The sequence below is a fragment of the Methylomonas koyamae genome (assembly GCF_019669905.1).
GTDB lineage: Bacteria > Pseudomonadota > Gammaproteobacteria > Methylococcales > Methylomonadaceae > Methylomonas > Methylomonas koyamae.
The window spans coordinates 1,000,702-1,027,319 of the sequence record NZ_AP019777.1 but is presented as its reverse complement, the minus strand read 5'-3'; the positions used below and the strand labels follow the sequence as shown (position 1 = coordinate 1,027,319).

General features: G+C 57.5%; 27 protein-coding genes. 9 read left to right on the top strand and 18 right to left on the bottom strand.

What is annotated here, in order from left to right; genetic code table 11:
• Window positions 1-55: 55 nt before the first annotated feature.
• Window positions 56-805: an IS5 family transposase gene (locus tag MKFW12EY_RS05035; protein ID WP_054763859.1), complete on the top strand. Its 750-nt coding sequence runs from the start codon at window positions 56-58 to the stop codon at window positions 803-805.
• 330 nt (window positions 806-1,135) lie between these two features.
• Here MKFW12EY_RS05035 and MKFW12EY_RS05030 read toward each other — a convergent pair whose 3' ends face one another.
• Window positions 1,136-2,581, bottom strand: a complete 1,446-nt coding sequence (locus tag MKFW12EY_RS05030; protein WP_221054107.1) for an alkaline phosphatase PhoX — start codon at window positions 2,579-2,581, stop codon at window positions 1,136-1,138.
• Window positions 2,582-3,076: 495 nt separating this feature from the next.
• Window positions 3,077-3,766 (bottom strand): hypothetical protein, encoded by a 690-nt coding sequence (locus MKFW12EY_RS05025; protein ID WP_221054106.1) that lies wholly within the window; start codon window positions 3,764-3,766, stop codon window positions 3,077-3,079.
• Between the two features lie 523 nt (window positions 3,767-4,289).
• Between MKFW12EY_RS05025 and MKFW12EY_RS05020 the strand changes: the two genes are divergently transcribed.
• Window positions 4,290-5,081: a nuclease-related domain-containing protein gene (locus MKFW12EY_RS05020; RefSeq protein ID WP_054763146.1), complete on the top strand. Its 792-nt coding sequence runs from the start codon at window positions 4,290-4,292 to the stop codon at window positions 5,079-5,081.
• Window positions 5,082-5,326: 245 nt separating this feature from the next.
• Here MKFW12EY_RS05020 and MKFW12EY_RS05015 read toward each other — a convergent pair whose 3' ends face one another.
• From MKFW12EY_RS05015 to MKFW12EY_RS04955, 13 genes are all read right to left on the bottom strand, one after another.
• The gene (locus MKFW12EY_RS05015) at window positions 5,327-5,860 is read right to left on the bottom strand and encodes a DNA/RNA non-specific endonuclease (RefSeq protein WP_221054105.1); all 534 of its coding nucleotides are present in this window, start codon (window positions 5,858-5,860) and stop codon (window positions 5,327-5,329) included.
• Between the two features lie 521 nt (window positions 5,861-6,381).
• On the bottom strand, window positions 6,382-7,086 hold the full coding sequence (locus MKFW12EY_RS05010) for a hypothetical protein (RefSeq protein WP_054763145.1): 705 nt from the start codon (window positions 7,084-7,086) through the stop codon (window positions 6,382-6,384).
• Window positions 7,087-7,210: 124 nt separating this feature from the next.
• On the bottom strand, window positions 7,211-7,552 hold the full coding sequence (locus MKFW12EY_RS05005; RefSeq protein ID WP_256361243.1) for a transposase: 342 nt from the start codon (window positions 7,550-7,552) through the stop codon (window positions 7,211-7,213).
• Between the two features lie 243 nt (window positions 7,553-7,795).
• The gene (locus MKFW12EY_RS05000) at window positions 7,796-8,443 is read right to left on the bottom strand and encodes a glutathione S-transferase family protein (RefSeq protein ID WP_221054104.1); all 648 of its coding nucleotides are present in this window, start codon (window positions 8,441-8,443) and stop codon (window positions 7,796-7,798) included.
• Between the two features lie 87 nt (window positions 8,444-8,530).
• Window positions 8,531-8,905, bottom strand: a complete 375-nt coding sequence (locus MKFW12EY_RS04995; RefSeq protein WP_054763143.1) for a YybH family protein — start codon at window positions 8,903-8,905, stop codon at window positions 8,531-8,533.
• Between the two features lie 284 nt (window positions 8,906-9,189).
• Window positions 9,190-9,549: a hypothetical protein gene (locus MKFW12EY_RS04990; protein ID WP_064020787.1), complete on the bottom strand. Its 360-nt coding sequence runs from the start codon at window positions 9,547-9,549 to the stop codon at window positions 9,190-9,192.
• 34 nt (window positions 9,550-9,583) lie between these two features.
• Complete coding sequence (locus MKFW12EY_RS04985; RefSeq protein ID WP_054763142.1) at window positions 9,584-10,003, bottom strand: hypothetical protein; 420 nt, start codon at window positions 10,001-10,003, stop codon at window positions 9,584-9,586.
• Window positions 10,004-10,021: 18 nt separating this feature from the next.
• Window positions 10,022-11,242 (bottom strand): beta-ketoacyl-ACP synthase, encoded by a 1,221-nt coding sequence (locus MKFW12EY_RS04980; protein ID WP_082409920.1) that lies wholly within the window; start codon window positions 11,240-11,242, stop codon window positions 10,022-10,024.
• Window positions 11,239-11,964, bottom strand: a complete 726-nt coding sequence (gene fabG, locus MKFW12EY_RS04975; protein WP_054763141.1) for a 3-oxoacyl-ACP reductase FabG — start codon at window positions 11,962-11,964, stop codon at window positions 11,239-11,241. Before fabG ends, MKFW12EY_RS04980 begins: the two co-directional genes overlap by 4 nt.
• Window positions 11,957-12,421 carry a hotdog family protein gene (locus tag MKFW12EY_RS04970; RefSeq protein WP_054763140.1) on the bottom strand — a complete coding sequence of 155 codons (465 nt, stop codon included), beginning with the start codon at window positions 12,419-12,421 and terminating at the stop codon, window positions 11,957-11,959. Before MKFW12EY_RS04970 ends, fabG begins: the two co-directional genes overlap by 8 nt.
• Entirely contained in the window at window positions 12,418-13,599 is a 1,182-nt protein-coding gene (locus tag MKFW12EY_RS04965; protein ID WP_221054103.1) for a beta-ketoacyl-[acyl-carrier-protein] synthase family protein, read from the bottom strand. The genes MKFW12EY_RS04970 and MKFW12EY_RS04965 overlap by 4 nt, the downstream gene beginning before the upstream one ends.
• Window positions 13,580-14,107, bottom strand: a complete 528-nt coding sequence (locus MKFW12EY_RS04960) for a DUF3261 domain-containing protein (protein ID WP_245006437.1) — start codon at window positions 14,105-14,107, stop codon at window positions 13,580-13,582. Before MKFW12EY_RS04960 ends, MKFW12EY_RS04965 begins: the two co-directional genes overlap by 20 nt.
• 43 nt (window positions 14,108-14,150) lie before the next feature.
• On the bottom strand, window positions 14,151-14,873 hold the full coding sequence (locus MKFW12EY_RS04955) for a class I SAM-dependent methyltransferase (RefSeq protein ID WP_054763095.1): 723 nt from the start codon (window positions 14,871-14,873) through the stop codon (window positions 14,151-14,153).
• Between the two features lie 439 nt (window positions 14,874-15,312).
• Here MKFW12EY_RS04955 and MKFW12EY_RS04950 point away from each other — a divergent pair, with 439 nt between their 5' ends.
• From MKFW12EY_RS04950 to MKFW12EY_RS04925, 6 genes are all read left to right on the top strand, one after another.
• Window positions 15,313-16,056: a YkgJ family cysteine cluster protein gene (locus MKFW12EY_RS04950; RefSeq protein WP_221054101.1), complete on the top strand. Its 744-nt coding sequence runs from the start codon at window positions 15,313-15,315 to the stop codon at window positions 16,054-16,056.
• 171 nt (window positions 16,057-16,227) lie between these two features.
• Window positions 16,228-16,926 (top strand): zinc ribbon domain-containing protein, encoded by a 699-nt coding sequence (locus tag MKFW12EY_RS04945; protein ID WP_054763091.1) that lies wholly within the window; start codon window positions 16,228-16,230, stop codon window positions 16,924-16,926.
• Window positions 16,927-16,937: 11 nt separating this feature from the next.
• Window positions 16,938-18,035, top strand: coding sequence for a glycine cleavage system aminomethyltransferase GcvT (gene gcvT, locus MKFW12EY_RS04940; RefSeq protein ID WP_221054100.1), 1,098 nt, complete (start codon window positions 16,938-16,940; stop codon window positions 18,033-18,035).
• A gap of 2 nt (window positions 18,036-18,037) precedes the next feature.
• Window positions 18,038-20,956, top strand: coding sequence for an aminomethyl-transferring glycine dehydrogenase (gene gcvP, locus MKFW12EY_RS04935; protein ID WP_245006436.1), 2,919 nt, complete (start codon window positions 18,038-18,040; stop codon window positions 20,954-20,956).
• Entirely contained in the window at window positions 20,940-22,343 is a 1,404-nt protein-coding gene (locus MKFW12EY_RS04930; RefSeq protein WP_054763090.1) for a 3'-5' exonuclease family protein, read from the top strand. Before gcvP ends, MKFW12EY_RS04930 begins: the two co-directional genes overlap by 17 nt.
• 443 nt (window positions 22,344-22,786) lie before the next feature.
• Window positions 22,787-24,034 carry an amidohydrolase family protein gene (locus MKFW12EY_RS04925; protein WP_054763088.1) on the top strand — a complete coding sequence of 416 codons (1,248 nt, stop codon included), beginning with the start codon at window positions 22,787-22,789 and terminating at the stop codon, window positions 24,032-24,034.
• On the opposite strand, the gene MKFW12EY_RS04920 is transcribed toward MKFW12EY_RS04925, so the two are convergent.
• The gene (locus MKFW12EY_RS04920; RefSeq protein ID WP_054763097.1) at window positions 24,031-24,483 is read right to left on the bottom strand and encodes a hypothetical protein; all 453 of its coding nucleotides are present in this window, start codon (window positions 24,481-24,483) and stop codon (window positions 24,031-24,033) included. The genes MKFW12EY_RS04925 and MKFW12EY_RS04920 overlap by 4 nt on opposite strands.
• 143 nt (window positions 24,484-24,626) lie before the next feature.
• On the opposite strand from MKFW12EY_RS04920, the gene MKFW12EY_RS04915 reads away from it, so the two are divergent.
• Complete coding sequence (locus tag MKFW12EY_RS04915) at window positions 24,627-25,592, top strand: AraC-like ligand-binding domain-containing protein (protein ID WP_245006435.1); 966 nt, start codon at window positions 24,627-24,629, stop codon at window positions 25,590-25,592.
• A 174-nt stretch (window positions 25,593-25,766) separates the two neighbouring features.
• Here MKFW12EY_RS04915 and hepT read toward each other — a convergent pair whose 3' ends face one another.
• Complete coding sequence (gene hepT / locus MKFW12EY_RS04910; protein ID WP_054763087.1) at window positions 25,767-26,189, bottom strand: type VII toxin-antitoxin system HepT family RNase toxin; 423 nt, start codon at window positions 26,187-26,189, stop codon at window positions 25,767-25,769.
• On the bottom strand, window positions 26,179-26,574 hold the full coding sequence (mntA, locus tag MKFW12EY_RS04905) for a type VII toxin-antitoxin system MntA family adenylyltransferase antitoxin (RefSeq protein WP_054763086.1): 396 nt from the start codon (window positions 26,572-26,574) through the stop codon (window positions 26,179-26,181). The genes hepT and mntA overlap by 11 nt, the downstream gene beginning before the upstream one ends.
• Between the last annotated feature and the right edge of the window lie 44 nt (window positions 26,575-26,618).

The window sequence follows — 26,618 nt, the reverse complement described above, 5'->3', positions numbered from 1 at the left end:
AATTGAGCGGCTCTGCCTCAGTAGATTGATTTTTCAATCAAAAGACAAGCAACCGATGCCACGACAATTGTTTACGGACGAATACTGGAATAAATTCAAAGCCATCATGTTAAGCCTGGGGATTTACGACAAGCCTTCGCTCCGGCAAACGGTAGAAGGGATTTTTTATCGCATGCGAGTCGGCTGCCCCTGGCGAGACCTGCCTGCCACGTTTGGTAAGTGGAATGCCGTGTACAAACGGTTCAATGCGTGGTCACTGCAAGAAAAACTGATGGGCATTTTTCGAGGTCTAGTTGTGGCACCCGATTTGGAATGGACCTTTATTGACGGCAGTATCGTAAAAGCGCATCAGCATAGTAGTGGCGCGGCTCGTGAACAGGATGCCGCGATTGGGAAATCCGTCGCGGGTAACACCACGAAAATCCATATGGCCGTTGATGCCTGCGGGCTGCCTATTCATTTCTCGGTCACCGGTGGTGAAGTCCATGACTGTAAAGAAGCGCCGAAATTAGTGGCTAAACTGCCTTTGGCTGACTACACGGTCGCTGACAAAGGCTATGACAGTGAACCTCTAAGGATTCAAATTCGAGAGAAAGGGAGTGTGCCCATCATTCCTAGAAAACAGAATTCAATCGTCGGGAATGACGGAATGGATTGGTGTCTCTACCAATATCGCCACCTCGTTGAAAATGTCTTTGCGCGATTGAAACATTTCAGAGCCATCGCGACGCGATATGACAAATTGAAACGCAATTTTGAAAGCGTTGTCGCTTTGGCCTGCGCTTTTATTTGGTTACCCATGTAAAACGGCAACAGCCCCTAATCGAAGTCGTTGCGGCACAGTTGCTAACGGTACTCGCCGAAAATTCGGGCTGTACCGGGTTAGTCGGTATGCGTTCCCACGCCAAAGTGCGGGAACGATGGAAAATGCCATTGGGCACTGGCGAGGATACTGTGCGTTAGTCCAAATTATGGATTAACGGGCAGGCGTTCCCAAGCGGGAGCGTGAGAACCAAGTAAAGCTAAGCAAAACAAGCCCTACCGCTTGCGGGTCGGGTTTGGCCACCGGTCTTATTTGTGCTCCACGGGAACCCGGATAGGGATTTGAAGGAAACATCCTTGTTTCCTTGATGCTTTAGGCTTTGTTGCGGCGCAAGCCGAGGAAACCAGCCAAAGCAGTACCGAACAGCCAAGCAGCCCCAGGAACGGGTACCGCAGCCGGGGCCGCAGTCAACATGATGGTACGGTCGATGCCGTCGGCAGGGTGTTGAACGTTGATGTAGGCTTTGTTCGGGTTGAATTTATCGAAATACAAACCGGTACTTTCGGCACCCGCCGTAGTCAAGCTGATCCATTTGCCAATCGACTCCGCCACACCGTCGCGGTTTTCGTCTTTGGCGAACCAAACGTCTTCCACACCGCCGTCTTGATCTTCGATGATGTAGATGTTGCCTTCGCCGTCGATGGCCAAGTTGTCGGCATTTCTAAATTCGCCGCCAGCCGCCAAGCCTGTCGCCATATCGATGGTGTTGCTGTCGGCAAACAGTTTGACTTCACTGGTACCCAAGTCGATCGAATAAACCCGGCTACGACCGTTAGCGGTGTTACCGTCGTCATCGGAGTCGGTGGTGGTGAAATACAAGAATTGGTTACCGTTAGCCAAGTTTTGAATTTCCATGTCTTCCGGACGGTTGAAGCCGGTGCCTTTCACGGCGGCGTTATCGGCGCTGACCCGGCCATCGATCGTACCATCTCCCAGCAGAGCGGAAATACCGGCCAGAACGCCACCGTTAACGTCGGTGATCGCTTCCCAAGTAGAGGCGCCGGTAATGGCGGGAGCATTGTTACCTTCGAACTGGCCACCGGCTCCCACTCTCAACGCAAAAGTTTGGCCGGCAGCGAAAAAGTCGTTGCCATTGGTGGCGAATGGATTGGCCGAAACGTACTTATAGACAGAACCGCCGTTCAATTCGTCGACGAAATACAGGTTATTGTTTTTGTCGAATGCTAAGCCCTCGTGAGAAACGCGGGGCAGGATCGAACGTTGGATGAAGGTACCGCCGTTCGCGGCGGCGCTGGTGGGGTTGCTGACCTCGAACAAACGGCCTTTAGAACTGCCTGCGCCCCAGGACTCTTCAGCAGTCAGATAACCGCCCCATGGCGTCCACAACGATGCATCACCGGATACGAAACCTTGGGTACCTGGAGCGACGATGGTAGTGGTGCGGGTGTTGTAGTTGTTGTCCCACAAATCGATACGTTGCACACCGGCGGCACCGGTTTCGAATGGCATGAACAAATAGCGGCCGGCGTTAGGTCCGGTTTCGTTGGCGGCGATCATGTCCCAACTGCCTGAGTTGGAGCCTGGAACCAAGGTATTTTGGGTCTTACGATCCGCGATGGTTTCCTGGATGAAATTCGGCGACGACAATTTGTAAGGTGTGGCCGAGCCTGGATTGAGTGGCGTTGTGTTGCCGATCATCGGCGTAAAATTGTCGAACTCGGTGGCAGCCGCGTGAGCCATAGGTGCAACGACAACCGCAACAGCAGCGGCTACTAATGTCATTTTAAAAACTTTCATGATCTTTATATCCTTGAGAACGAAGTCGTTTATTGTGGTTAGCAAAGCCCTGTCACAGAACTTGCGAAAAAAATGGTAACCAGCCCACAAGAAAATTAAGTTTCAATTCGATGAAATTTTGATGACATGTAATACACGATAACGGCTCGGTCCGGCGGCCAATGCCGCTAAACCAGTTTAGACGCCGACGCCCGCCTCCCCGATACTCGGGTTCCATCACTCGCCCCCGTCGAGACAACATAGCCAGGTCATAGCCCGAAATCTGCCCGAGCGAGGAGATCAGGCCTTCGAATTGTAACGGCAAGCCGGCGTCGGACCGGACCTGCAACGCCCGATTCTGGCCCATGCCAAAACCGAGTTGGCTGTCGGCAGAATTTTGCAACGGCAGGGGAACCCATACTGGAATGAAAACCGCGCCGTACCGCTTTATGCCCCCCCTGGATACGCAGCAGCCGCCAGGAATCCGCCCTACCGCCACTCCGTAACGGTTAGCGGTCAAGGTGTGCATTGGCTTGTAGAATATCCGGACTCGTAAGTTTGCCGGCTACGATCTTTGCTTTGACACATTGCATCGTTATCGATTTTGCCATCCGAATATTGCAACATCAGCCGACCGTTTCGGTTAAAGGCCCGATACGTCTGCCCGGCGAAGGCATGGAATACCAGGGTGCAGGTTGTGTCGCGCTCGGTAACGAAATAAGGCGTTGAACTGGTTGTCTTTTTTTCGCAGACTTTTTGTTTTTGGTTATTCGCTTCCCGTTCCGTACATTCGCAGGAACCGGTTTGGTAAGTGGTATCGCCGGCAACCGTTTTTTTGACAAAGGCAGTCTCCATCGTTCTTACGCTCCGGGTGCCGGAGCGTACATAGACTTTGCTGAATCGGTCCAGCTTGACCTTGCTCGATGCATCCACATCCCAAGTACCTGCATCCGGATCATCCAATTCGATATAGCCGACAAAAATATTGGGGCCCCAAGAGGTTTCGTTCCAGTCTTCGGAAAACCAGAGCAGCATGTTCAACGGAAAAACCCAGAATAAAGGAACCTTGGACAAGGCGGGCGCTTTCAGCTCGATCGTTGCGACTTGATTGTCCGGTAATTCGGGGCCTCGATAGCCTTTGGCGCTGCAAGCCGTCAAGAATATGCTGCATACCAGGGCTGAATAATTAAGAATTCTACGATGCATAGTCAAATCTCCGTTTCTCGGTCTAGTTAAACGTCATGTTGTGCTCGCCAATGGCTTGGCCAACTAAGCCCGTAAGGCAAACGCAGGGATTGCCGAAATTGCGACCTTTTCGCGAGGTATGGGTGTTATTTGAAGCAGGTGCGAAGCCGTTGGCGTTGCCAATGTCGGCGAACGCGCTTAACCCGGACTTAACGAAATATCCGAGTCGCCTGGCGGTTTAGTCGCATAGAAAGGTGGGGGAATTTTGGCAAATTGACTAACATAAAAAATCAGCCTTTCCGGTTCCCACAGTCCTCCACAGAACTCCTGGCGGCAAGGAGAGCTTGAGGCTAGCGTCCATGGCGCTGGATGCCCGCGTCCTGCGGGCATGACGGCACTGGTGTATGACGATGAGCGCCGTGGCGTACCCGCAGGGCATGAATGGGAACGAGGAAACCGTGGCGAAACTGGAAACTTGACCTATTTTTGTTTGGCCGATGCTACCGGCCCGGTCAACGTCTAACCCCCCGACAGGAATCCCGTCATGAATTTAACTCAAATGGTCGTACAAGCTTTTAGCCAAGCCTTCGCCGCCTATTGGTGGCTGTTGGTGTTGCTGATCTTCATCAGCTTGTTAAAGTCGCCGTTGATGAAGGGCATCATCGGCGAAGCGATAGTCAATTTAGCCGCCAAGCTATTTTTGGATAAGAACGTCTACCGCCTGTTCAAAAACGTCACGTTACCCACCGAAGACGGCACCACCCAGCTGGACCATGTCATCGTGTCGCCGTACGGGGTTTTCGTCATCGAGACCAAGAACTTGAAAGGTTGGATATTCGGTAGCCCACAGCAAAAGCTATGGACCCAGCAAATCTACAAACACAAAAACCAATTCCAGAATCCGTTGCATCAAAACTATAAACACACGCAGACGTTGCAATCGGCATTGGAACTCGACCCAAGCAAATTATTCTCGCTGGTCGTGTTTGTCGGCGACAGCGAATTCAAAACGCCGATGCCGGAGAACGTGGTCTATGCCGGCGGTTACATCCGCTTTATCAAGAGCAAGCAGCAACGCCTGTTGGCCGATAGTGAAGTGCAGGAGGTTTGCCGCAAATTGCAAGCCGGTCGTTTAAGGCCGTCCATCAAAACGCATATCGAGCACGTTAGACATGTCAAAACCATCGTCGAGCAAAAACAGCAAGCCAATCAAAATGCCTGCCCCAAATGCGGCAAACCGATGATCCTGAGAACCGCGAGCAAAGGCGACAATGCCGGCAACCAGTTTTGGGGATGTAGCGGCTTTCCCGGATGCAGGACGGTAAGGCCGCTGTAACGCGCTTCGCTCCGATGGCAGCGCTGCTGAGCTTGCCATGCCCGCTCTCCTCGGCTCGACGTTATAGACAAGGGCCGTCATGCTCGCAGGCGTACAGAGTCATAGAACGAAGACTTGGTTCGGTTACTCCTGTCCGATTCGGTGTTGATTCACCCGCTGATCATTGCCGAATCAGCCTGTGGCAGGCCGCCCGCGCCGAGAACCCGAACCCCGAACAACCCGCGCCAATAAAGCCCACGAAAAATCTAATTCGGATGAGTTCTAATGTCAGGAAATCTCCCCGGAATTAACAGTCCCTGTTGGACATACAACGGCCTTTGACTGCCTGACGCGCCGTATATCCAATAGGTAAAATACAACGAACCGGGTGTGGCTACCGCGCGTTTCTCCAGCTCCCGGAACGGACCGATATTGACGGCGCCGAGCTGCGGAACCAGGTTAATATCGGTCGTTCCACCCAGGGTATGCGGGATGGAATGGCCCCGGTGATAATCTGGACCATCGCTGAGGGGGTGGCCGGCCATTCGAGAACGGTCGCGGGCACCGGCATGCCGACCGCTGCTAACACCCCAAGCGGCGATCAATCGCTCAACCGTCGCATCGAACAAATACGAAAAGCCGTCGACGCTAGTCTCCAAAATTTCGCTGGCTTTAATGAAACGCCTATAGTCGTCTAGCCAAGTCTCCAGCAGATACGGTATGACGCGCGTTTCAAAAACATGCGATGAATGGATGTTGGCACCGGCCATCATAGACGCCAGCAGCGGATATACGGCCATAAAACCTCCCGATTCGATTTAAATAAATCCGGTATTGGAGTTGAGGGGCGAATGGCGAATAAACGAAGCGCCGTTCGAGCATTACGACTCGTCTTCCATTTCCCCGGCGGTAACCGCTTCGGACACACCGCCCGCCCAATCCAAAGCATAAACGCCGGCATCGACCAAACGATGGAAACTCGAACTGGCCTTTATACCCTGCGGGTAAATCCGTTACCGATTGGTAAAGATTAGCCAATTTGGCGGATGACGCTTCGCTTATCCGCCCTACGGCCCGCAAAATCCAGCGTACCAATAGAGCTATCGTGGAGGGACAAAGCCAAAAGGTACGCGGTGCGTACCGAGCTCGGTCATCAGACCAATGTCGGTAATTGAGTACAATTGGCCATCAAATCATCAGGGCAATGTCGGCAAAAGATAGGGAGTTGGCCTTCGAATTCTCGATTACATCGAGGCTACTTTCTAATTAAAACAAAATTGCCGATTAACAATTAATCCCGGCAATCACTAAAAATCAAATATTATAGCTGCCGACCTTTTTGCATATCGAACTGAATTGATTTATCTAAATCTTCAAAACCCTTTTCCGTCCCAATTGTTAGCGAACCGAAATCGAGATTTTGATCGATGCTATTATATACCACCTTAATATTGAACACCCTCCATTCGGCCCTTATCGCATCAAATGAAGCTCCAATTTTTGTTTTGACATCAAATGACTCCAGCTTTAGCGGATCCCCATATTTCTCTTTCAACTTTGTTAAAACAATATCTTTTCCACTTGTTGTCTTAAGCCTTATTAGCTCAAGATTGTCATCAATAATTGTCGCATACAGCTTACTTCCCCAATAAACTATTAAGGGAAAATCCTCGTAAGGCAACTGGATCAAAACCATTTTTGAAGCATCTCTATTGGCAAGAGTTTTTTCAAAGCAAACAAATTTTGAAAAATCCTCGTAATATCCTGGTTTATAACGAGATTTATAACATTCTGGCAAATTAAACACCTTACCGAGAGCAAGCCCGAAAACTGTATTAATCCCGGATGGCTTGACAGCATTTGGATCAAAAACTTCTGTACTCCTAGCCTTGTCTAAATCTTTCTTCCGAAGAACTAGTTCTTGCTCAATAGCTTTTGTATCGAATTGCTTCGCAGGCGGAAGTCGATCTCCACCAATATTAGAACAGCCAGTAAAAAATAGCAGGAGCAATATTTTTATAATCATAACCCTTTAAGCATACCAATAGTTTTCAAAAAATAATTCTAAAAACCTGTCTTTTTGACCAATATCCTCCGAATTAAGAACCTTGAATAGGTTAATTAAGCGCCTAGCAAAAAGTTAACGTGTATTATAAGCCAAACCCGCGACCAATTTCGTCAATGGCTTGGTCAAGTTCGTCCGGCGTAAATGTTTTGAATGGCAGCCATTCATATTTCATTTTATGCCACAGCAATTCAATGCGGTTCAGCTCGGGACTGTAGGGTGGCAGGAAATAAAATCGCATACCTTTCTCTTCCAACAAATCCCAATAAGGTTTCAGTTTCTTGGCAGTATGAATGGATGCATTATCCAAAATCACTACCAAGGGATTGCTGACGCGTTCGATCAAAGCCATCAGAAAGCCAAAGAACCACAGACCATTTACGCTTTGCCACAATTTCGCCATCATGAATCGGCCCGATAAAAGCAAAGCTCCTAAGTTTACTGGGCTAAATCCGCCCCGATTAGCGATAGAGTAAAGGGAACCTCTAAAAATAAAACAAACTCCTTTTTCCAGGGGGAGAAGGTTGGGATGAGGAGTTTAAAATCAATTGCTTACATCCTTCACTCTATCCATCTCTTGGATCGAGAGTGAATTTTTAGAGGTTCCCTAAACTAAGGAATGTCTACAAAACGACTTAGTTTCAGAAAACGCGCCAACCTGCTCGCGCCCCTACTCAAACGCACTAATAACCTCGCTTTCGTGCTTGCCGGCTTCGATCCAGGCTTGGGCGTCGGGATCGTTCAGCAGGGTTTGCACGTAGGCTTGCGCTTCCGGGTTGGTGACTAACTGGTAGCTGTGGAAACGGAACGCGACCGGCGCAAACATCGCATCGATAATGCCGAAACGGCCGAACAGCCAGGGGCCGTCTTTGCCGTGCCGGCGCCGGCATTGTTGCCAGATCTCGCCGATACGGTCGATATCGGGTTGCACGCCTTCCGGCAAATGCTTGGCGGCCGGCGTCCGCCGGCAGTTCATGCCGCAGTAGGTGCGCAATGCCGTGAAGCCGGCATGCATCTCGGCCGCCAGCGAGCGGGCCAAGGCGCGTTCGGCGAAATCGTCCGGCCAGCCCTGGGTTTGCGGGAAGCGTTCGGCCAGATATTCCAGGATGGCCAGCGAATCCCAAATCCGCAGTTCGCCGTCGATCAGCACCGGCACTTTGCCGGACGGCGAGTATTGCAGGATTTTGGCTTTGGATTCTTCCTGGTACAGCGGAATTCGGATTTCGTCGAATTCGATGCCGTGGTGTTTCAGGTAAAACCAGGGCCGAAACGACCAGGACGAGTAGTTCTTGTTGCCGATGACCAGACTCAAACTCATAGCGATAAGCTCCTGTGTATCAAGATTCCAAATAATACGCTGCGGCAGCGCGTTCCGAATTTAAAGGCGACGCGCCGGTCGCCGGTGCTAAATGCGCTCCGCCGTGGCGCTGTAATGCGCCATGACCCGGCAAATTTTACCGGCGGCGTCGATTTCCATCGTTTCCGCCGCCAGCAGATCGTTAACGCTGCGGTACAGCAAGGTTACGCTGCCGACGCCGGGTAAGGCCTGCAACAGCGTGAAATGTAAATCGGGGAATTTGGCCAAACCCTGGGCAAAATAGGCTTGGACCGCGGGTTTGCCGAGCAATCGGCCGTCGGGACGCTGCAGCAGGTTGACGATAAACGGACTGCAGAAGTCGATGGTGTCGGCGTAGTGTGCCATGATCCGCGCCAGATCGCGGCTATTCCAGGCCTGGAGCCAGGCTTCGGCCAGTTGGTCGGCTTGTGCTTGGGTGATCATGCGTAGCTCTATAGTTTGCGGAAGCAGTGGCGTCAGGCCGTAGCAAGGTCGGCCGCTATTGGCGGGTAATTTAACAGCATTCGGGCTAACGGGAAAACCCATTGTGGCTTTTCTTGATTGCCGAGGGCTTTGGCGAGTACGGCAACGGAAGCGGGGCGATGCTGCACAGGGCACCAAGTTCTAACGGAGGATCGGCGGCCGGTTCGGCAGCATGTCGAGCGGCGGGGCGTAACCCGGGGCTTCGGTTCGCGGCCGGGCTTGGGCCGGAACCGAAGCGGTCAGGATTATTCCTGCTTGTCGTTGATCAGATCGTAGGTGATGTTCGGATTCAGACCCATCGGCCAGTAAATCAACGAGAACGGCGGCCAGAATATGGAAACCACCCGGAATTTGGCGCGCAGCTTGCCTTCTTTCAACATCTTGCCGTCTTTCTCCAGCCGGTAAGGAATACCGCCGCCCGGCGGCATGCCGGCTGCGGTCCAGAAGAACGGCCGGGTCGTGACTTCGCCGTTGGCTTTAATGTCCACCGGTTGCGGCCGCTTGTACAGATAAAGTTGCGAACCTTCCGGCACTTTGAAATGGCCGGTGGTGGTGCAGCCCACCAACAGGCTCAAAAACAGCGCGAGTACGATCTTGTGCAGCATGGTTGTCTCCTAGGTTGTAGTAAAACGTTACGCTTTATTTTCTGAATAGTTCTATCAGTAACGGGCGGATTTTGTTTTTGGTGCGGCCGACGGCGGACGGGCCCAACGCGGCGGTGTAAGACGCCATGCCGATTTGGCGGCCGTCTTTGGTGACCGAAAATTCCGCCATCGACAAATATACGCTAAAAGTCCAGAACCAATCCCAGGACCATTGCGCCTCGTAGCTCATCGTGTACGGACAGTCGCCGCCCTGGCCCAGCAGTTCGGTTGCGATGGCGTGTTCAGCCAATTGCGCGCGCACTTCCGGCAGAAAATCCTCCATATAGGTTTTCGGGTTTTCCTCGATACACAAACGGGCGATGGTCTCCGTGGCCGGTACCGGTTCGATTCTCGTCACCGGCGACGCGCATCCTTGCACGATCAAAGCCGATAACAGCGCGATCAACTTTTTCATGTGCTATTCCTCGTCAGGTTAAAAACGTTTGAAAATCAGCGAAGTATTGATACCGCCGAAGGCGAAGTTATTACTGACGACGTATTCGGTGTCCAAGCGTCGGCTTTGCTGACGAATATAGTCCAGATCGGCGCAGGCCGGGTCGATTTGGTCCAAATTCGCGGTCGGGTGAAACCAGCCTTGGTTCATCATCATGATCGCGGCCCAGGCTTCCAAAGCGCCGCAAGCGCCCAGCGTGTGGCCGGTAAAGCTTTTCAACGCGCTGATCGGCGTGTTGCCGCCGAACACGTCGAAGGTGGCGCGGCTTTCGGCGATATCGCCGTGCTCGGTGGCGGTGCCGTGGGCACTGATATAACCGATGGCCGAGGCCGGTAGGCCGGCGTCGTGCAAGGCCAGACGCATTGTGGTTTGCATGCCGGCGGCGTCGGGTTGGGTCACGTGCAGGCCGTCGGAGTTAGTGCCGAAACCGGCGACTTCGGCGTAGATGCGGGCGCCCCGGGCCCGCGCGTGTTCCAGCTCTTCCAATACCAGCGTACCGGCGCCTTCGCCGATCACCAGACCGTCGCGGTCGCGGTCGAACGGCCGCGGCGATTTGTCCGGTTCGTCGTTGCGCAAGCTGGTCGCGAACAGCGTGTCGAACACCGCCGCTTCCGAGGCCGACAACTCGTCGGCGCCGCCCGCGAGCATGACCTGTTGTTGGCCGTATTTGATGGCTTCGTAGGCGTAACCGATGCCCTGGCTGCCGGAGGTGCAGGCGCTGGACGTGGTATAGACCCGGCCGTTGATGCCGAAAAACAGGCCGATATTGACCGGTGCGGTATGCGCCATCATCCGGATGTAAGAGGTGGCGTTGAGGCCGTCGGTGGCGTGGTTCAGCAGCATATTGCCGAAATCGGCGATGGCCTCGAAGCTGCCGGCGCAACTGCCGTAAGCGATGCCGGTACGGCCGCTGCTCAGGCAAGGATCGTGCAGCAGGCCGGCATCGATCAGCGCCAGTTCGCTGGCGTACGTCGCCAGCAGCGCCACCCGGCCCATGCTGCGGGTTTGTTTGCGGCTGTAGTGGGCCGGCCGCTCGAAAGCCACCGGCGCCGCCAGCCGGGTGTTCAAACCGCGGTATTGGTCCCATTCCTGGAGCGCGCGGATGCCGGTGCGACCGCTTTGCAGATGTTCGGCTATGGTCGGCCAGTCGCTGCCGATCGGCGATAAGCCGGCCATGCCGGTAACGACCACCCGTTTCAACACAGGCCTCCGTTCACCGAAATCACCTGGCGGGTGATGTAGCCGGCGTCTTCCGACAGCAAAAACGCCACCGCCGCCGCTACTTCTTCCGGGCGGCCTACCCGGCGGGCCGGGATCATTTGTTTGATGTCGTCCAGCGGCAAGGCTTCGGTCATGTCGGTGTCGATCAAGCCCGGCGCCACGCAATTCACCGTGATTTCGCGCTTGGCCAGTTCCAGCGCCAGAGCTTTGCTGGCGCCGATGATACCGGCCTTCGCCGCGCTGTAATTGACCTGGCCGCGGTTGCCGATCAAGCCGGAGACCGACGACAAGGTCACGATGCGCCCCGGTTTTCGCCGCCTGACCATCGGCATCACCAGCGGCTGCAACACGTTGTAAAAGCCGTCCAGATTGGTGCGGATCACACTGTCCCAGTCCTCGCCGGTCAAGGCTGGAAAAGCGTTGTCGGCGCTGATGCCGGCATTGCAGACCACGCCGTAGTAGGCGCCGTGGGCTTCGACGTCGGCAGTTAGTATCTCGGCGCACTCGCTGCGGTTGCCGATATCGAATTGCAGGATGCGCGTTTGCCGGCCCAGCGCGGTAATTTCGGCGGCGGCGGCTTCGGCTTCGCTAAGTCGGCTGCGGCAATGCAACACCAGGTCGTAGCCACGGCGGGCCAGGTAAATTGCGATGGCTTTGCCGATACCGCGGCTGGAGCCGGTGACGAGAACGGTTTTATTCATCGGTTAACGGTTGGTCGAAACGGGGTTGGTAAACATTCAGCTTGGCGCCGATTTCGATATTGTCGCCGCTGACCCGGCAATCGAAAACGCCTAATTGTTCGTCGTGCACGATTTTTTCGATGGCGACGGTCAGGCTGCAGCCGACCGGCAAGGTGGCAACATTGCTTTCGAACAGGCGGCTGCCGAGCAGGAAGCCGAGCCGAATCGGCTGGCCGGCCAGCTTGGCTTGCAGACCGACGAAGGCGCCGATGGCTTGCGCCATGTATTCTATCGCCACCCAGGCCGGAACCTCCCGCTCGTCGCCGAACAGCAGGCCGTCGCCGCGCACGGTCAATGCCGCGCTGAGGCGGTCGGCGTCAAAGCTTACCACCCGCTCCAACAGCACCATGGCGCCGGTGTGCGGCAGCAGGTCGGTCATGCGGTAATCGTCTAAGGCAAAGTCGGTTGCCGGATTCATGCCCGCTCCGCAACGATGGATACGTTGCTGCCGCCGAAGGCGAAGGAATTGCTTTGGCAGACTCGAATCGGCCGGCCCAAAGTCTGGCCGGGAGTCACCCAGTGCAACGGCGGTAACTCAGGGTCGATGTCGTCGCCGTTGACGTTGGCGATCAAGCGGCCGTCCGGGTCCTGGCTTTGCAGCAGCAGCCAGCAAAATCCCAATTCCAATGCCGCTGCGGCGCCCAAAGTATGGCCGCTCATGCCTTTGCTGGAACTGGCCGGCGTGCGGCTGCCGAACACGGCATGCACCGCGCGGCTTTCCATCGCGTCGTTCAACGGCGTGGCGGTGCCGTGCAAATTCAGGTAATCGACTTGTTCCGGCTTCAGGCCGGCTTGCGCCAATGCGGTCCGCAGCGCAGCCTTGACCGCCGTGCCGTCCGGGTCGGGGGCCGAGAAATGGTAGGCGTCGCTGCTGGCGGCAACGCCGCGCAAGCGCACCGGTCCGGGTTGTTTGCTGAGGACGAACAAGGCGGCGGCTTCGCCGATGTTGATGCCGTCGCGTCGGCGGCCGAAGGGTTTGCACGGGCCGGCGCTGACCGATTCCAACGCGGCGAAGCCGTTGACGGTCAAGCCGCACAGGCTGTCGGCGCCGCCGACGACGACCGCGTCGCACAAGTCCATCGCCAACAGCCGCTGCGCCGAAGCAAAGGCCTTACCGCTGGACGCGCAGGCGCTGGACAGCGTGTAGGCCGGGCCGTGGATTTGCAGATAGTCGGCCAGAAAATCGGCGCCGGCGCCCATCTGCTGTTGTTTGTAATGATAGTCCGGCGGCAGCCGGCCGTGCTTGGATTGGTAGGCCAGCGCCGATTCGGTGTTGCGCACGCCGGAGGTGCTGGTGCCGAGGGCGATACCGATTCGGTGCGGACCGAAACGCTCGCGCAACCCTTCGACAGTGGGGCGGATTTGCTCGACAGCCGCCAACAGCAATCGGTTGTTGCGGCAGGCGTAGACTGACAACTCGGCGGGAATTGGCGGCAACGGCGCCGTGACCGCGCCCAGCCATTGCGGTCGGCCCGGACTGAACTCGTCGCTCGGCCGCAGGCCGCTGCGGTCGCCGTGCAACAAGCCGGCCAGCACTTCCGCTTGGCCGCACCCCAGCGCGCAGAGGATGCCTAAGTCATTCAGATACCAGTTCATAGCTCAGGGTATCGATGCTCAGCCGGTAGCCGTAACGCAGATTCGCCAACTCGGCGTGCCGCGGCCAATCGGTTTCGCTGGATAAATAGACGATTTCGGCGATTTTTTCTTCGCCTTGGAACAGTTCGCGGCGGGTAGCGCCGGTTTGCAGATGCCAGCCGGGCGGTAAACGGTATTGCAGAGCCGCGACCGGCCAATAAATCAACTGCATATCGGCGACGATAGCGCGCGGGTCGACCGTATCCGGCAGCAACGGATTTTTATCCAGTACCAGATTCTCGCCGTCGTAGCTCAGATTGAACAAACTCAGGCCGTCTTTGCTGGTCCCGGCCAGCGCGATGCGCTGGGCGTTCAATTCCAGCACGCAGAGCAAACTGGCGTTGCCGCCCGGCCAACTGGCGGCGACCAGTTGCAGGACGTGTCGGGTAGGACCCTGCGGCGCTGCCAGCTCCGGCAGCGCGGCGGTCGGCGGTGGCGGTGTGCAGGCGGCGATAAGGATAGAAGCCAAAGCGGCCGGCAGGCCGCGGCGGGCAACGTGCAAACCCGCCACGTTATTTGACGGCGACTAAATTGACCAAGGTCGGTTCCGGCTGCTTTGGCAGGGAAAAACCGAACCATTCCAACGCACCGGCATCCGGCCGGCTCCACCATAAATAGGGCTTGGAGATGGCGCTATCGTCCAGTTTGAAGCCGCTGTCGCGGATCAATGCGATGTATTCGTCGGCGGTTTTTTGCACCTGCATCGGGTGGCGGAACAGCAGCCGGATCGGCAACGAATGGATAAAGCGCTTGCAGGATTCGGCGAACAGCAGCAGCCCGCCCGGTTTTAAGACCCGGTAAAATTCCTGCATGGCCTCGCGGTGTTTGACGATGTGGTGAAAACTTTGGTGGCAGAACAACACGTCGAAGCTGGCGTCCGGATAGGGCAATTGTTCGGCGTTGCCCAGCGTGACGTCGACCCGGCAGGAACACTGGGAGCCGGCGCGGACCGCGTCCGCCAGCAGGGCCGGATCGATCTCGATGCCGGCGATATGCTGCGGCTGGAACTGGGTTTCCAGTAACGCAAACGAATTGCCGCGGCCGCAGCCGATATCCAGTATCGCCGGCCGGACCGGGCGGGACGGCAACAACCGCGCCAGATCGTTTAATGCGATGCGCAGTACCCGTTGCCGCCAGGTGTAGGTATTCAGAAACCAGATGCCGAAAGCGCTTTCCTTGACCCAGTAACTGCGCGGCGTTCCGGTCCGCGCTGGAATTCTGTCGACGCTGGACATCGGCCGGGTTAAGACTTATTTGGCCTGGACTTTGTAAATGGCGTAGGCGGCGAAACTGACGGTCAGGATATAAATAGCGGCTGAGATCACAGGCATTTCCTCGTGGGTGGTTGAGGGGAAACTTTTAACATTAATTTTCCGCAATGGGAAAGGGATTTTTCCGACGGCTGCTGCAGCCGTTATTTCGCAAGGCCGTAAGCGCCCGGCGAGCTTGCTTTCTTCCGGACTCTCCAAACCCGACGGTCATGCCGTTAAGTTAAGAAACAGAACGGCTGGTTCACATCCTATAGGAGCAGGCTATGCCTGCGACCGAAAGCGTTTGATCGCGGGCATGCCCCGCTCCTACCATCCTTAACTCAACGACATTGAGGTCGGCGGAAGGCGCTAAAATTGGCCGGCGGCTGCCCGGCCGTTTAATTCAGCAAACGAGTTTTAGAATATGGCCCAAAAAGTACCCGCCCAAGTCAATTTGACGCTTTACGGCAAACCGCTGGAATTGAAGTTCGCCGTCCCCGCGGACAAGGTCACGCCGCTCGGCGTGCTGCCGGCGTTGCAGCAGATCGATAACCAATTCGTCGATACCGCGGTAGAAGCCTTTGTCGACCGGGACCGGCCGATCTCCTGCCGGGCCGGCTGCGGTGCCTGTTGCCGGCAGGTGGTGCCCCTGGCCGAATTCGAGGCTTACCACATCGCCGCCGTGGTCGAACGCTTGCCGGAACCCCGGCGCAGCGCCGTCAAACAACGTTTTGCCGACGGCTGCGCCCAGTTGGATCGGATCGGCTGGTTGGCGCAATTGCAACAACAACTACAGCAAGGCACGACCCACGACGCCGTGCAGAGCCATGCTCTGGATTATTTCCGCCAGAATATCGCCTGCCCGTTTTTGGAGGACGAGAGCTGCTCGATTCACCCCGAGCGGCCGTTGGCCTGCCGCGAATATCTGGTGACCTCGCCGGCCGAGCATTGCCGGGAGCCGGCGCCGGACACGGTCGAACACATCGAGTTGAAATTTCAGGTATCGCGATTGGTGCGTAAACTCTGGCATACCGGCCATATCACGCAACCGGATTCGGTGCCGATGATCTACGCCCTACAGTGGGTCAAGACCCACCCCAACCAGTTCCCGAAAAAGCGCGGACCGGAGTGGATGCAGGAATTTTTCGCTTATCTCGGCAAACCCTGATTTGCCTCTGGCTAGCATCCGGGCGGCGATGCGTTCCAGCAAGGCGGGCGTTGCCGCCAATCCCGTCCGAACCGGTTCTATGCTACGCTAGCCCGGACCTTGAGTGCGGGCGCTGTCCAAGCCCGCCGAACACTTCCCCGTCAGTTCGAACACCCTGTCACAGGAGGCAACATGTCCGCAAACAGTAACGCTTTACGCGCCGCCCAACTGCTGGTAACGCTGTTGACGGTATTGGCTATCGGCAAGGCGGTCTCGCTGGTGCCGATGATGGACCAGTTGGAATTGTTCTGGCATTTCAAGGCCGGGCAAATCGTTTGGTTCGCGGCGAAACTGGCGGCCTTGGTGTTGTTTTATTTCTGCGCCAGCCTGGCGCTGCAAACGGTTCCGGACCGCGGCGGCGCGCTGTCCTTTGCGATGAGCGTGGCCGAGCCGCTATGCGCGTTAGTGATCTTGGCCATGGCGCAAAGCCTGTTTTGGGAGATCCTGGAGCCCTTCGTCAATACCACCGGCCAAACGATTTATTACGGCAGCGTACTGGCGTTGATCGTCGGCGTCAGCGTGTGGCTGGTGTTGCGGGCTTACCGCCAAGCCGACCAACTGGTTCTGGCCTTGAGCGATTTGGCCAAGCTAAGGCCGTGGCTGGCCGGCACCGACAAGCGACGCTGCCGGCAATGTCACGCGGCCGTATCCGCTAACGCCCATTTTTGCGGCCATTGCGGCGGCCCAATACCGCAAACGGCGCAATGCCAGGCCTGCGGTTCCCAGGTCGCGGCCGATCAACGCTATTGTCCCGATTGCGGCGTCGATCTGCAGCAGAGCGCGCCGCCCACACCGTCGGCCGCTGCCGGGCACGACGAATCGGCTACATAGGTCCGGCCGCCATGACAGACTTGAAACTCACCCCGCTTGCCGCCCTCCACCGCGAGTTGGGCGCCAAAATGACCGCCTTCGCCGGTTACCAAATGCCGGTGCAATACAAAAACGGCATCATCCACGAGCATCTGCATTGCCGTAGCCAGGCCGGTTTTTTCGATATTTCCCACATGGGCCAATGCCGCATTTTTGGCGACCGTGCCGCCGCGGCGTTGGATAAATTGACGCCAGGCGGCATCGCCGAATTGGCGGTCGGCCAACAAAAATACACGGTGCTGACCAACGCCGCCGGCGGCGTGATCGACGACATCATCGTCACCCGTGTTACGGATGGGGTCGGCATCATCGTTAATGCCGGTTGCAAGGACAAGGATTTTGCTTATTTGCGGGAGCGGTTACCGGCCGATTGTCGATTCGAAGCGTTAAGAGATCAGGCTTTATTGGCGTTGCAAGGCCCCGGTGCGGCTGCCGTGATGGCAAAATTTTCGGGCGAGGCGGCGACGCTGAATTTTCTGCAAGTCTGCCAGACCAGCGTCGCCGACGTAACTTGCACCGTCAGCCGTAGCGGCTACACCGGCGAGGATGGCTTCGAAATTTCATTGCCGGCTGCAGATGCCGAACGAATCGCCAAATTATTGCTGGCCGAAGACGGCGTCGAACCCATCGGTTTGGGCGCCCGCGATACCTTGCGGTTGGAAGCCGGGCTGTGTCTCTATGGACATGAATTGAACGAAACCATCACGCCGATAGAGGCCGGCTTGAACTGGATTTTTAAGAAAGGCCATACCGATTTCCCCGGTGCCGAAACCATTCTGGCGCAGCGGCAAAACGCCGCCGGGCGGCGTCGAGTCGGTTTGCTGGTCGAGGGCAAAATCCCGGTCCGGGATGGAGCTATTTTGCTGGATAGCGCCGGCCGCGAGGTAGGCATCGTTACCAGCGGCAGCTTCTCGCCGACGTTGAACCGGCCGATTGCGATGGCTTTGATCGACCGGGCCTTAACCGCAGCCGGCACCCGCCTCAATGCAGTGGTGCGGAACTCGGCCATCGAATTGACAGTCTGTCCGCTACCTTTCGTACCGCACCGTTACCACAAACTCGCGAGATAACCATGAGCCACCGTCCCCGCCTCGACCAACTGGAAATGCGCGGAAATTTCATCCAGCGCCACATCGGCCCCAACGCCGAGCAAACTCAAGCGATGCTGGCCGAACTGGGCCTGGACGACCTGGAGCAGATCGTCGAACGGGTGCTGCCGGCCGACATTCTGAACCACGAGCCGCTGAAACTGACCGGCACGATCAGCGAGCGGGCGGTGATCAAATACCTGCGGGCCATGCGCGAGCGCAACAAGGTGATGGTGTCGATGATCGGCATGGGCTACTCGGATACCATCATGCCGGCGGTGATCAAGCGCAACGTGCTGGAAAATCCCGGCTGGTATACCGCCTACACGCCGTACCAAGCCGAAGTCGGCCAAGGCCGGCTGGAGGCCTTGTTGAATTTCCAGCAAATGATCATCGACCTGACCGGCATGGACATCGCCAACGCCTCGTTGCTCGACGAAGCTACCGCCGCTGCCGAAGCGATGACGATGGCCCGCCGTCTGGCCAAGAGCCGATCCAACACCGTGCTGATCGATCAAAACTGCCATCCGCAAACCATTGCCGTGGTACAAACCCGCGCCGGCTCGCTGGGTTATGAGGTGGTGGTCGCCGATCCTTTTAGCGGTCTGGAGCAACACGACTTTTTCGCGTTGATTTTGCAATATCCCAACAGCGGCGGCGAAATCCACGATCTGACCGAAGCGACCGCGGTGGCCCATGCCAAATCGGCGCTGGTTACCGTCGCCGCAGACTTGCTGAGTTTGGTGCTGCTGACGCCGCCGGCCAAATTCGGTGCCGACATCGTGGTCGGCAGCGCCCAGCGTTTCGGCGTGCCGATGGGTTATGGCGGCCCGCATGCCGCGTTTTTTGCCACCCGCGACGACTTCAAACGTTCGATGCCCGGCCGTTTGATCGGCGTGTCCAAGGACACTCACGGCCAGGTTGCATTACGCATGGCCCTGCAAACCCGCGAACAGCACATCCGCCGCGACAAGGCTACCAGCAATATTTGCACGTCGCAGGTGTTGCTGGCGGTGATCGCCGGCTTTTACGCGGTCTACCACGGCGCCGATGGTTTGCGTTTGATTGCCGGCCGGGTGCATCGCTATGCCCGGATTCTGGCCGCCGGCCTGGCGCGCAGCGGCTACCCAGTGTTGAGCCAGTGCTATTTCGACACCATTAGAGTGCGGGTACCGAACCGGGCCCGGCGCTTTGCCGCCCAAGCCGAGGCGGCCGGCATCAATCTGCGGGTGATCGATCCGGATACATTGGGCATTGCATTGGACGAAGCCACTACCCGCGACCACATTCGCGCCCTCTGGCAAATCTTCGCCTCGCCGATCAGCGAATTGCCCGACGTTGCCGCGCTGGATGCCGGCCTGACGGAATGCATTCCGGCCCACTTGTTGCGCGACGATGCGATCCTTACGCATCCGGTATTCAGTCTGTACCATTCGGAAACCGAAATGATGCGCTACATGCGCCGGCTGGCGCGGCGCGACATTGCCTTGGATCGAGCGATGATTCCGCTCGGTTCCTGCACGATGAAGCTGAACGCCGCCACCGAAATGCAGGCCATCTCATTCTACGAATTTGCGGCGATGCATCCTTTCGCGCCGCTGCACCAAACCCAGGGTTACCAGCAGTTGTTCGCGGAATTGGAAGACATGCTCTGCGACCTGACCGGCTTCGATGCCTTTTCGTTGCAACCCAATGCCGGTTCGCAAGGCGAATACACCGGCCTGCTGGTGATCCGCAAATACCATCAGGTCAACGGCCAGGGCCAGCGCAACATCTGCCTGATTCCGGCCTCGGCGCACGGCACCAACCCGGCCAGCGCGACCTTGGCCGGGTTGCACGTGGTGGTGGTGGCCTGCGATGACCATGGTAACGTCGATGTCGCCGACCTGCGCGCCAAGGCTCAGCAATATCAAGACACGTTGGCGGCCTTGATGATCACCTATCCGTCCACCCACGGCGTTTACGAAGCGGCCTTCCGCGAGATTTGCGACATCGTCCATCAACACGGCGGCCAGGTGTATATGGACGGCGCCAATTTCAACGCCTTGGTAGGCTTGTGCCGGCCGGGCAGAATCGGTGCCGACGTCGCCCATTTGAATCTACATAAAACCTTCGCGATACCGCACGGCGGCGGCGGGCCCGGCGTTGGCCCGATTGGCGTGGGCGCGCATTTGGCGCCGTATCTGCCTGAGCATCCGGTGGTGGAAGGCGTCAATCCGGCCAAGGGCGAGCACGGCACGGTCGGCACCGTGTCGGCGGCGCCGTGGGGCTCGGCCAGTATTCTCACCATTTCCTGGGCCTATATCGCGATGATGGGCGCCACCGGCTTGCGCCGAGCAACTTTGACCGCAATCATGAACGCCAATTACATCGCCCGCCGCTTGGCGCCGCATTACCCGATTATGTACACCGACGCCAACGGCTGGGTCGCGCACGAATGCATCATCGATTGCCACGCCTTTAAAAAAACCGCCAACGTCACGGTCGAGGACATCGCCAAGCGCCTGATCGATTACGGCTTCCATGCCCCGACCGTATCGTTTCCGGTGCCGGATACCTTGATGATCGAACCGACCGAAAGTGAGAACAAAACCGAAATCGACCGCTTCTGCGCGGCGATGATCGCGATTCGCGAGGAAATCCGCGAGATCGAGACCGGCACCGCCGACCCGGAGCACAACGTCTTGCACAACGCGCCGCATACCCACCGCCTGCTGCTGGAGGACTGGCATTTGCCGTATTCCCGGCAAAAAGCCTTCTTCCCGGACAGCCATCAGCACGACGACAAGTACTGGCCGCCGGTCGGGCGCATCGACAGCGTTTACGGTGACCGCCACGTGTTTTGCAGTTGCCCGCTGGACTGGGCGCAAACCGCCACGGAGTGGGATGCTGAAGCACGTTAACCAACCGCTGGCCTTCGTCGACCTGGAAACCACCGGCGCCACCGCCACCAAGGACCGCATCACCGAAATCGGCATCGTGCTGGTCGATACCGACGGGGTGCGGGAATGGAACCAATTGGTCAACCCGCAAATCCGGATTCCGTTGTTCATCGAACAAATGACCGGCATCAGCAACCAGATGGTCGCCGAGATGCCCAGCTTTGCCCAGGTGGCCGGCGAAGTGTCAGAATTACTGGAAGGCCGGCTATTTATCGCCCACAACGCCCGCTTCGATTACGGCTTTTTGAAGAACGAATTCAGTCGGGTCGGCATGACCTTTCGGCCGCAAGTGTTGTGTACCGTCAAACTGTCGCGGGCTTTATATCCGCAGTTCCACCGCCATAATCTGGACAGCCTGATCGACCGCCACGGCTTAAAAGCCAAGGACCGGCACCGGGCGCTGGCCGACGCCCAGTTGATTCATCAGTTCTGGACTCAGGCTTGCGAACAGTTTTCCGAAATCGTGGTCGATCAAGCCGCCCAGCGCCTGGTTGGCCGCTCCAGCCTGCCGTCCAACATCGACCCAAACTTGATCCACGATTTGCCGGAAGCGCCCGGCGTTTACCTGTTCTACGGCGAGAACGACCTGCCGCTGTACATCGGCAAAAGCGTCAATATCCGCAACCGGGTATTAGCGCATTTCGGCGCCGATCATAAGAGCAATAAAGAGATGAGTCTGGCCCAACAATTGCGGCGTATCGACTGGATAGAAACCGCTGGCGAATTGGGCGCACTGTTGCTGGAGGCGCGGCTAATCAAGGAAAAAACGCCGGTCCACAATCAGCGCCTGCGCCGCAAAAACGCCTTGTGCGCTTGGCAATTGCAACAACAGGGCGAACAGCTCAAGCCGGTGTTGAGCTGGGCCGGCGAGCTGGATTTCGGTGCCCAGGATAATTTGTACGGCCTGTACCACAGCCAGCGCGACGCCCAAAAAGCCTTGCGCGGCGTCGCCGAACAGCACGGCCTGTGCCTGAGCGTGTTGGGCCTGGAAAAAACCGCCGCCGGCCGGCCGTGTTTTGGCTACCAGATCAAAAAATGCCGCGGCGCCTGCGTCGGTTTGGAAGCGCCGTTGGCGCACGCGGCGCGGCTGTTGATCGCGATGCAAAAACTCAAACTCGCCGTCTGGCCTTATCCGAGCGCAATCGGCGTGCGCGAAGGCGAGGAGCTGCATGTGATTGATCGCTGGTGTTATCTGGGCACAGCCAAAAACGAAGCGGACATCGCGGAGCTGTTGCAAAGTGGGCGGCCGGCGTTTGATCGGGATACTTATATGTTGCTGAGTAAGTCGTTGAAAAAGGCTGAGGTTGTGGTGCTGCCGCGAACGGCGGAAATGGTTGGCGAGTCGTAATATGCTTGAATGGCGGATGGCGCTTCGCTTATCCGCCCTGCGGCCGGTCGAAAATTGGATGCGCCTCCTGCCGTCGGCACATCCTATCTGCTCACGTTATCGAGTTGACACAGGCCAGTATTTATTCAATACCATCTTGGCAGCGTTGCCGAAATGTTAAACCTTCTGTAGCTTGCCATTTGCATTGGCAATGGGGTAGATCAAAACGCCGTAAATAATTCGGAAGCCGCTTACCGGCTTGTTTTGAGCCGTTTCGATTCGACGGCCGCTGCCGCGGTCTATACTGTCAAGCCGGTAGCGCCTGGCATCCGTCACTGCCGCCAGCGTAAGCGACGGGAAAAACCAACGCGCCGCATTTGCCGGGCACTGCGGCATACCAGGGCCAAAGTAGCACCCGAAACCGCGGCCCAGTTTACGTTCATTTTTAACAAGCCAATCCCAACATGACTACGAATTGTTTCCGCTCCGGGGCGCCGGCCCGACGCCGTTTCTTGCAACTCGGTGCTGCCGGGCTGGCCGCGTTAAGCCCGGCCGCGCAAGCCCTGTTCCGCCTGAACAACGCCTGCCTGAATCCGCAGGAAACCCCGGCGCTGGCATTGGAAAAAGCCGCCTGGCAAGGTATCGATCCGGCCGACTGGTGGGATTGCCATACCCATATCGTCGGTTCCGGCGACGGTGGCAGCGGCATTACCCAGACGCCGGAAATGCACCAACCGCTGCGCCATCCGATTCAAACCTTGCAGCATTGGGCCTACGCCAATGCCGCCTGCATTCCGGATAACAATCAAGACCAAGCCTTCGTCGAGCGGCTGCGGGCCTTGATGGATACGATGCCGAAAGGCGCCAAGGCCATGCTGTACGCCTTCGACCGGACTCACGGCGCCAACGGCGACCCGGACCACGCCAACACCGCGTTTTTCGTACCGAACGAATATGCCCAGCGCCTGGCCAAAGCTTACCCGGACCGCTTCGAGTGGGTCGCCAGCATCCACCCCTACCGCGCCGATTGCGTCGAGGCCTTGCAACACGCAGCCGCCAACGGTGCCAGGGCCGTGAAATGGCTGCCGCCGGTGATGGGCATCGATCCGGCCTCGCCGCAATGCGACCGTTTTTATCGAGCAGCGGCGGCATTGAACATACCGATCATCACCCACGGCGGCGAAGAGAATGCCTTGCACGGCGCCGACCAACCCTTGTTCGGCAATCCGCTGCGGCTGCGGCGGGCGTTGGAAGCCGGGGTACGGGTGGTGATCGCCCATTGCGCGACCTTGGGCCATGACATCGACGAGGACGGCCGCGAGGTCAGAAGTTTCGATTTATTCGCCAAGCTGATGGCGGACAAACAATGGCAGGGCCGTTTGTTCGGCGACATATCCGCAATCGTATTGCGCAACCGCGACCCGGAGGTCGTTAAAACCCTGTTGGTGGAAACCGGCTGGCACGACCGGTTGTTGTACGGTTCGGATTACCCGTTGACCGGGATTTTGCCGCTGATTTCGGTACCGGCCTTTGCCGAAGCCGGCCTGTTGCCGGAAACGGCGGTGGAGCCGCTGCAAAGCCTGCAGGACTATCATCCGTTTCGGTTCGATTTCGTGTTGAAACGCAGCCTGTCTTGGCAAGGCAAACGCTTCGCCGACCGCATCTTCGCCACCCGGCCGTTTTTCGCCGCCGGCAAAGCGACTGCCGCTTAAGCCCTGCCCGGCCGCTGCCGGGTCCAGGTCAACAACAACCAGGCGGCGCGTCCGAAGCCGTAACTGGTCGTAACGATGCTGGCGAAGGTATACAGTTTGAACAACTGCAACCAGGCGTCCGCTTGCGGCTGCGGGCCGTCCAGGTGCGGAAACAGTGCCATCAGCAGAAACAGGCTGGAATTGGTGCAGGCGCCGACCACCATCGCCCAAGCTACGAGCCGAGGCAAGCCGATGCCGGCCGCCGCGAAGCCGAACAGCAACGCGCTCATCAGCAAATAGTCCAAATGTGCCTGCAACAAGCGCGACGGCTTACCGGGAAACAGCGCGTGCAGCGGCGCCAGTTCCAGGTTCAAGCCGACCAGGCACCAAGCCAGCAGCAACGCCGCCAACAGCCATAACGCCGCGCCTTTCAATAACAGTATCTGGGTTGCAGTATTGCTCGTCGCCATCTTCTCCTCCGCCATCTCGGCCAATCGATGCGGCTATCCTAGCCGGCGGCGCTGCGGCCGGCTTGACCGGAGCGGCACAATCGCTTGACTGCAACGGTGCTAACGCCGCTATCATGGCCGGATCGAGTTTATGGAGATTTGCCGTGAGCCCATCCGCCAATCCGGCCTTGCGCTTGTCGACCGCCGACCTGCCGCCGACGCAGCGGCGGGACTGGTTGCACCACGTGATTGGCCGCGAATATGCCAGGGTCGAGATCACGCCGCCCGCGCAAGCGGAGCTGTTCAACGAGATGACGATTTACCCGTGGCAGGACTTACGGCTGTCGGCGATTCGCTCCAGCAGCATCGGCCTGTATTGCCCGCCGTGCGAGCCCGAAACCGCCAGCCAGGATGCCTATTTCGCCGTGGTGCTGTTACACGGCCGCTACCGGTTGCAGCAGGACGGCCGCGCAGCGGAATTGCAGGCCGGAGATATAGCGCTATACGACGCCACCCGGCCGCACCGGATCGAATGCCCGGAACCGTTTGCCAAACTGCTGGTATCGGTTCCGCGGCAACTGCTGCAACAACGCCTGGCCGGCGTCGAGCATTGTTCCGCAGTGCGGATCCCCGGCAGCGGCGGCCTCGGCGCGGTAACGTCGGATTTTTTGCGTAGCGCCGCGCGCCAGGCGGATTGCATCGACGCCGCCCGGTTTTCGCCGCTGGCCGGCCAAGCTCTGGATTTATTGGCTTTGACGCTAAGCGCGCTACGGCCGGGCCGGTTCGAATTGGCCGATCACCGCGCCCAGGCCTTGAGCCGCATCAAACGCCTGATCGAAGCCCGCCTGGCCGACCCGGAGCTGGACAGCGCAGCAATTGCCGGCGCCGCCCGCCTGTCGCCGCGTTACATCAACGCGCTTTTCAACGCCGAAAACACTTCGTTGATGCGTTACGTCTGGCAGCGCCGTCTGCAACGTTGCGCCGAGGAACTGCGGGCCGCACGGCACGCCGACCGCAGTTTGACCGAAATCGCCCTGCGCTGGGGATTTAACGACATGTCCCATTTCAGCCGCGCCTTCAAACGCCGCTACGGCTGTTCGCCCAGCGACTATCGGCACATGCGGGGTTAGTTGTTGGCGATACGTGTTTTTTGGGGGGCGGCATTGGGCGATTGGGCGACGAACCCATAACGCCCGAAACTTCTTGGCGGCTTTGTGGCGTTTCAAATCGAGCAATAACCGGCATGGCTGACCGAATCGTTTTCTAAGCCTATTGCCGTATGCTTCAGGCTCTCCCTCGGTGTTTTAGCCGCTGCTGGCGTCCGGCCGCAACAGAACATTGCTGTACTGCAAAAATTCGTCCAATTGTTTTTCGATAATAGCCACCGTGATGGGCAGTTGTAATGCCTGATATTCATGCACGGCAATATTACGAAAGCCCACCATACGTTTCAGGCCTGCGGCCAATTCCAGCTCGCCCCAGCCGCCTTGTGCCAGTAGGTTAAACACATCGCGAGCGCTTTGCGGAATACCTAATTTTTCGCGCCGAATCAAATGCTGCCCCATATCCAGCGCCGCTTCGCAAGCGCGTTGAATGTTCAGAATGGCGGCATCCTGCCGAGTGTCGTTTTGAATAAAGCCGGCCGGATCGGCGGCATATTCTTCCCGCGCGCGCCGCACGCAACGCTCAATCGTTGCCGCTTTATTCAGCAAAACATCATCGGCCATAGACACTGCCCCTGTGTTGGATGTCTTCGATCAGCGCCGCGCGTGCCGTATCCAGCGCCGTTTTTTCGCTCAACACCGCCGCCTCGAACAATGCCGCTTGGGCGTCCTTTTGCCACCAGCGTTCGCCTGTCATGATGATTTGGTATTGCATGACTGTCGAAGCCGCGCGTAAATCGACCAAGTCCACCGGGCAGCCGGCGATATCGGCCAGTTGCCCGGCCAGATCGAACAATAAAACCGGGTCGGCATAACCGGCAACCAAAACCGCTAAATCCAGGTCGCTGTCCGGCGTTGCGTTGCCCTGGATACGGCTGCCAAAGGCATACAACGCCAGCAAGCCATCGAGCTGAGTTTGTAAGCAGTTTATGAGAGCCAGTTTATTCATGCCATTCTCTAACGTCGACTTTGCCGGTGACGGCCTTGGTGATT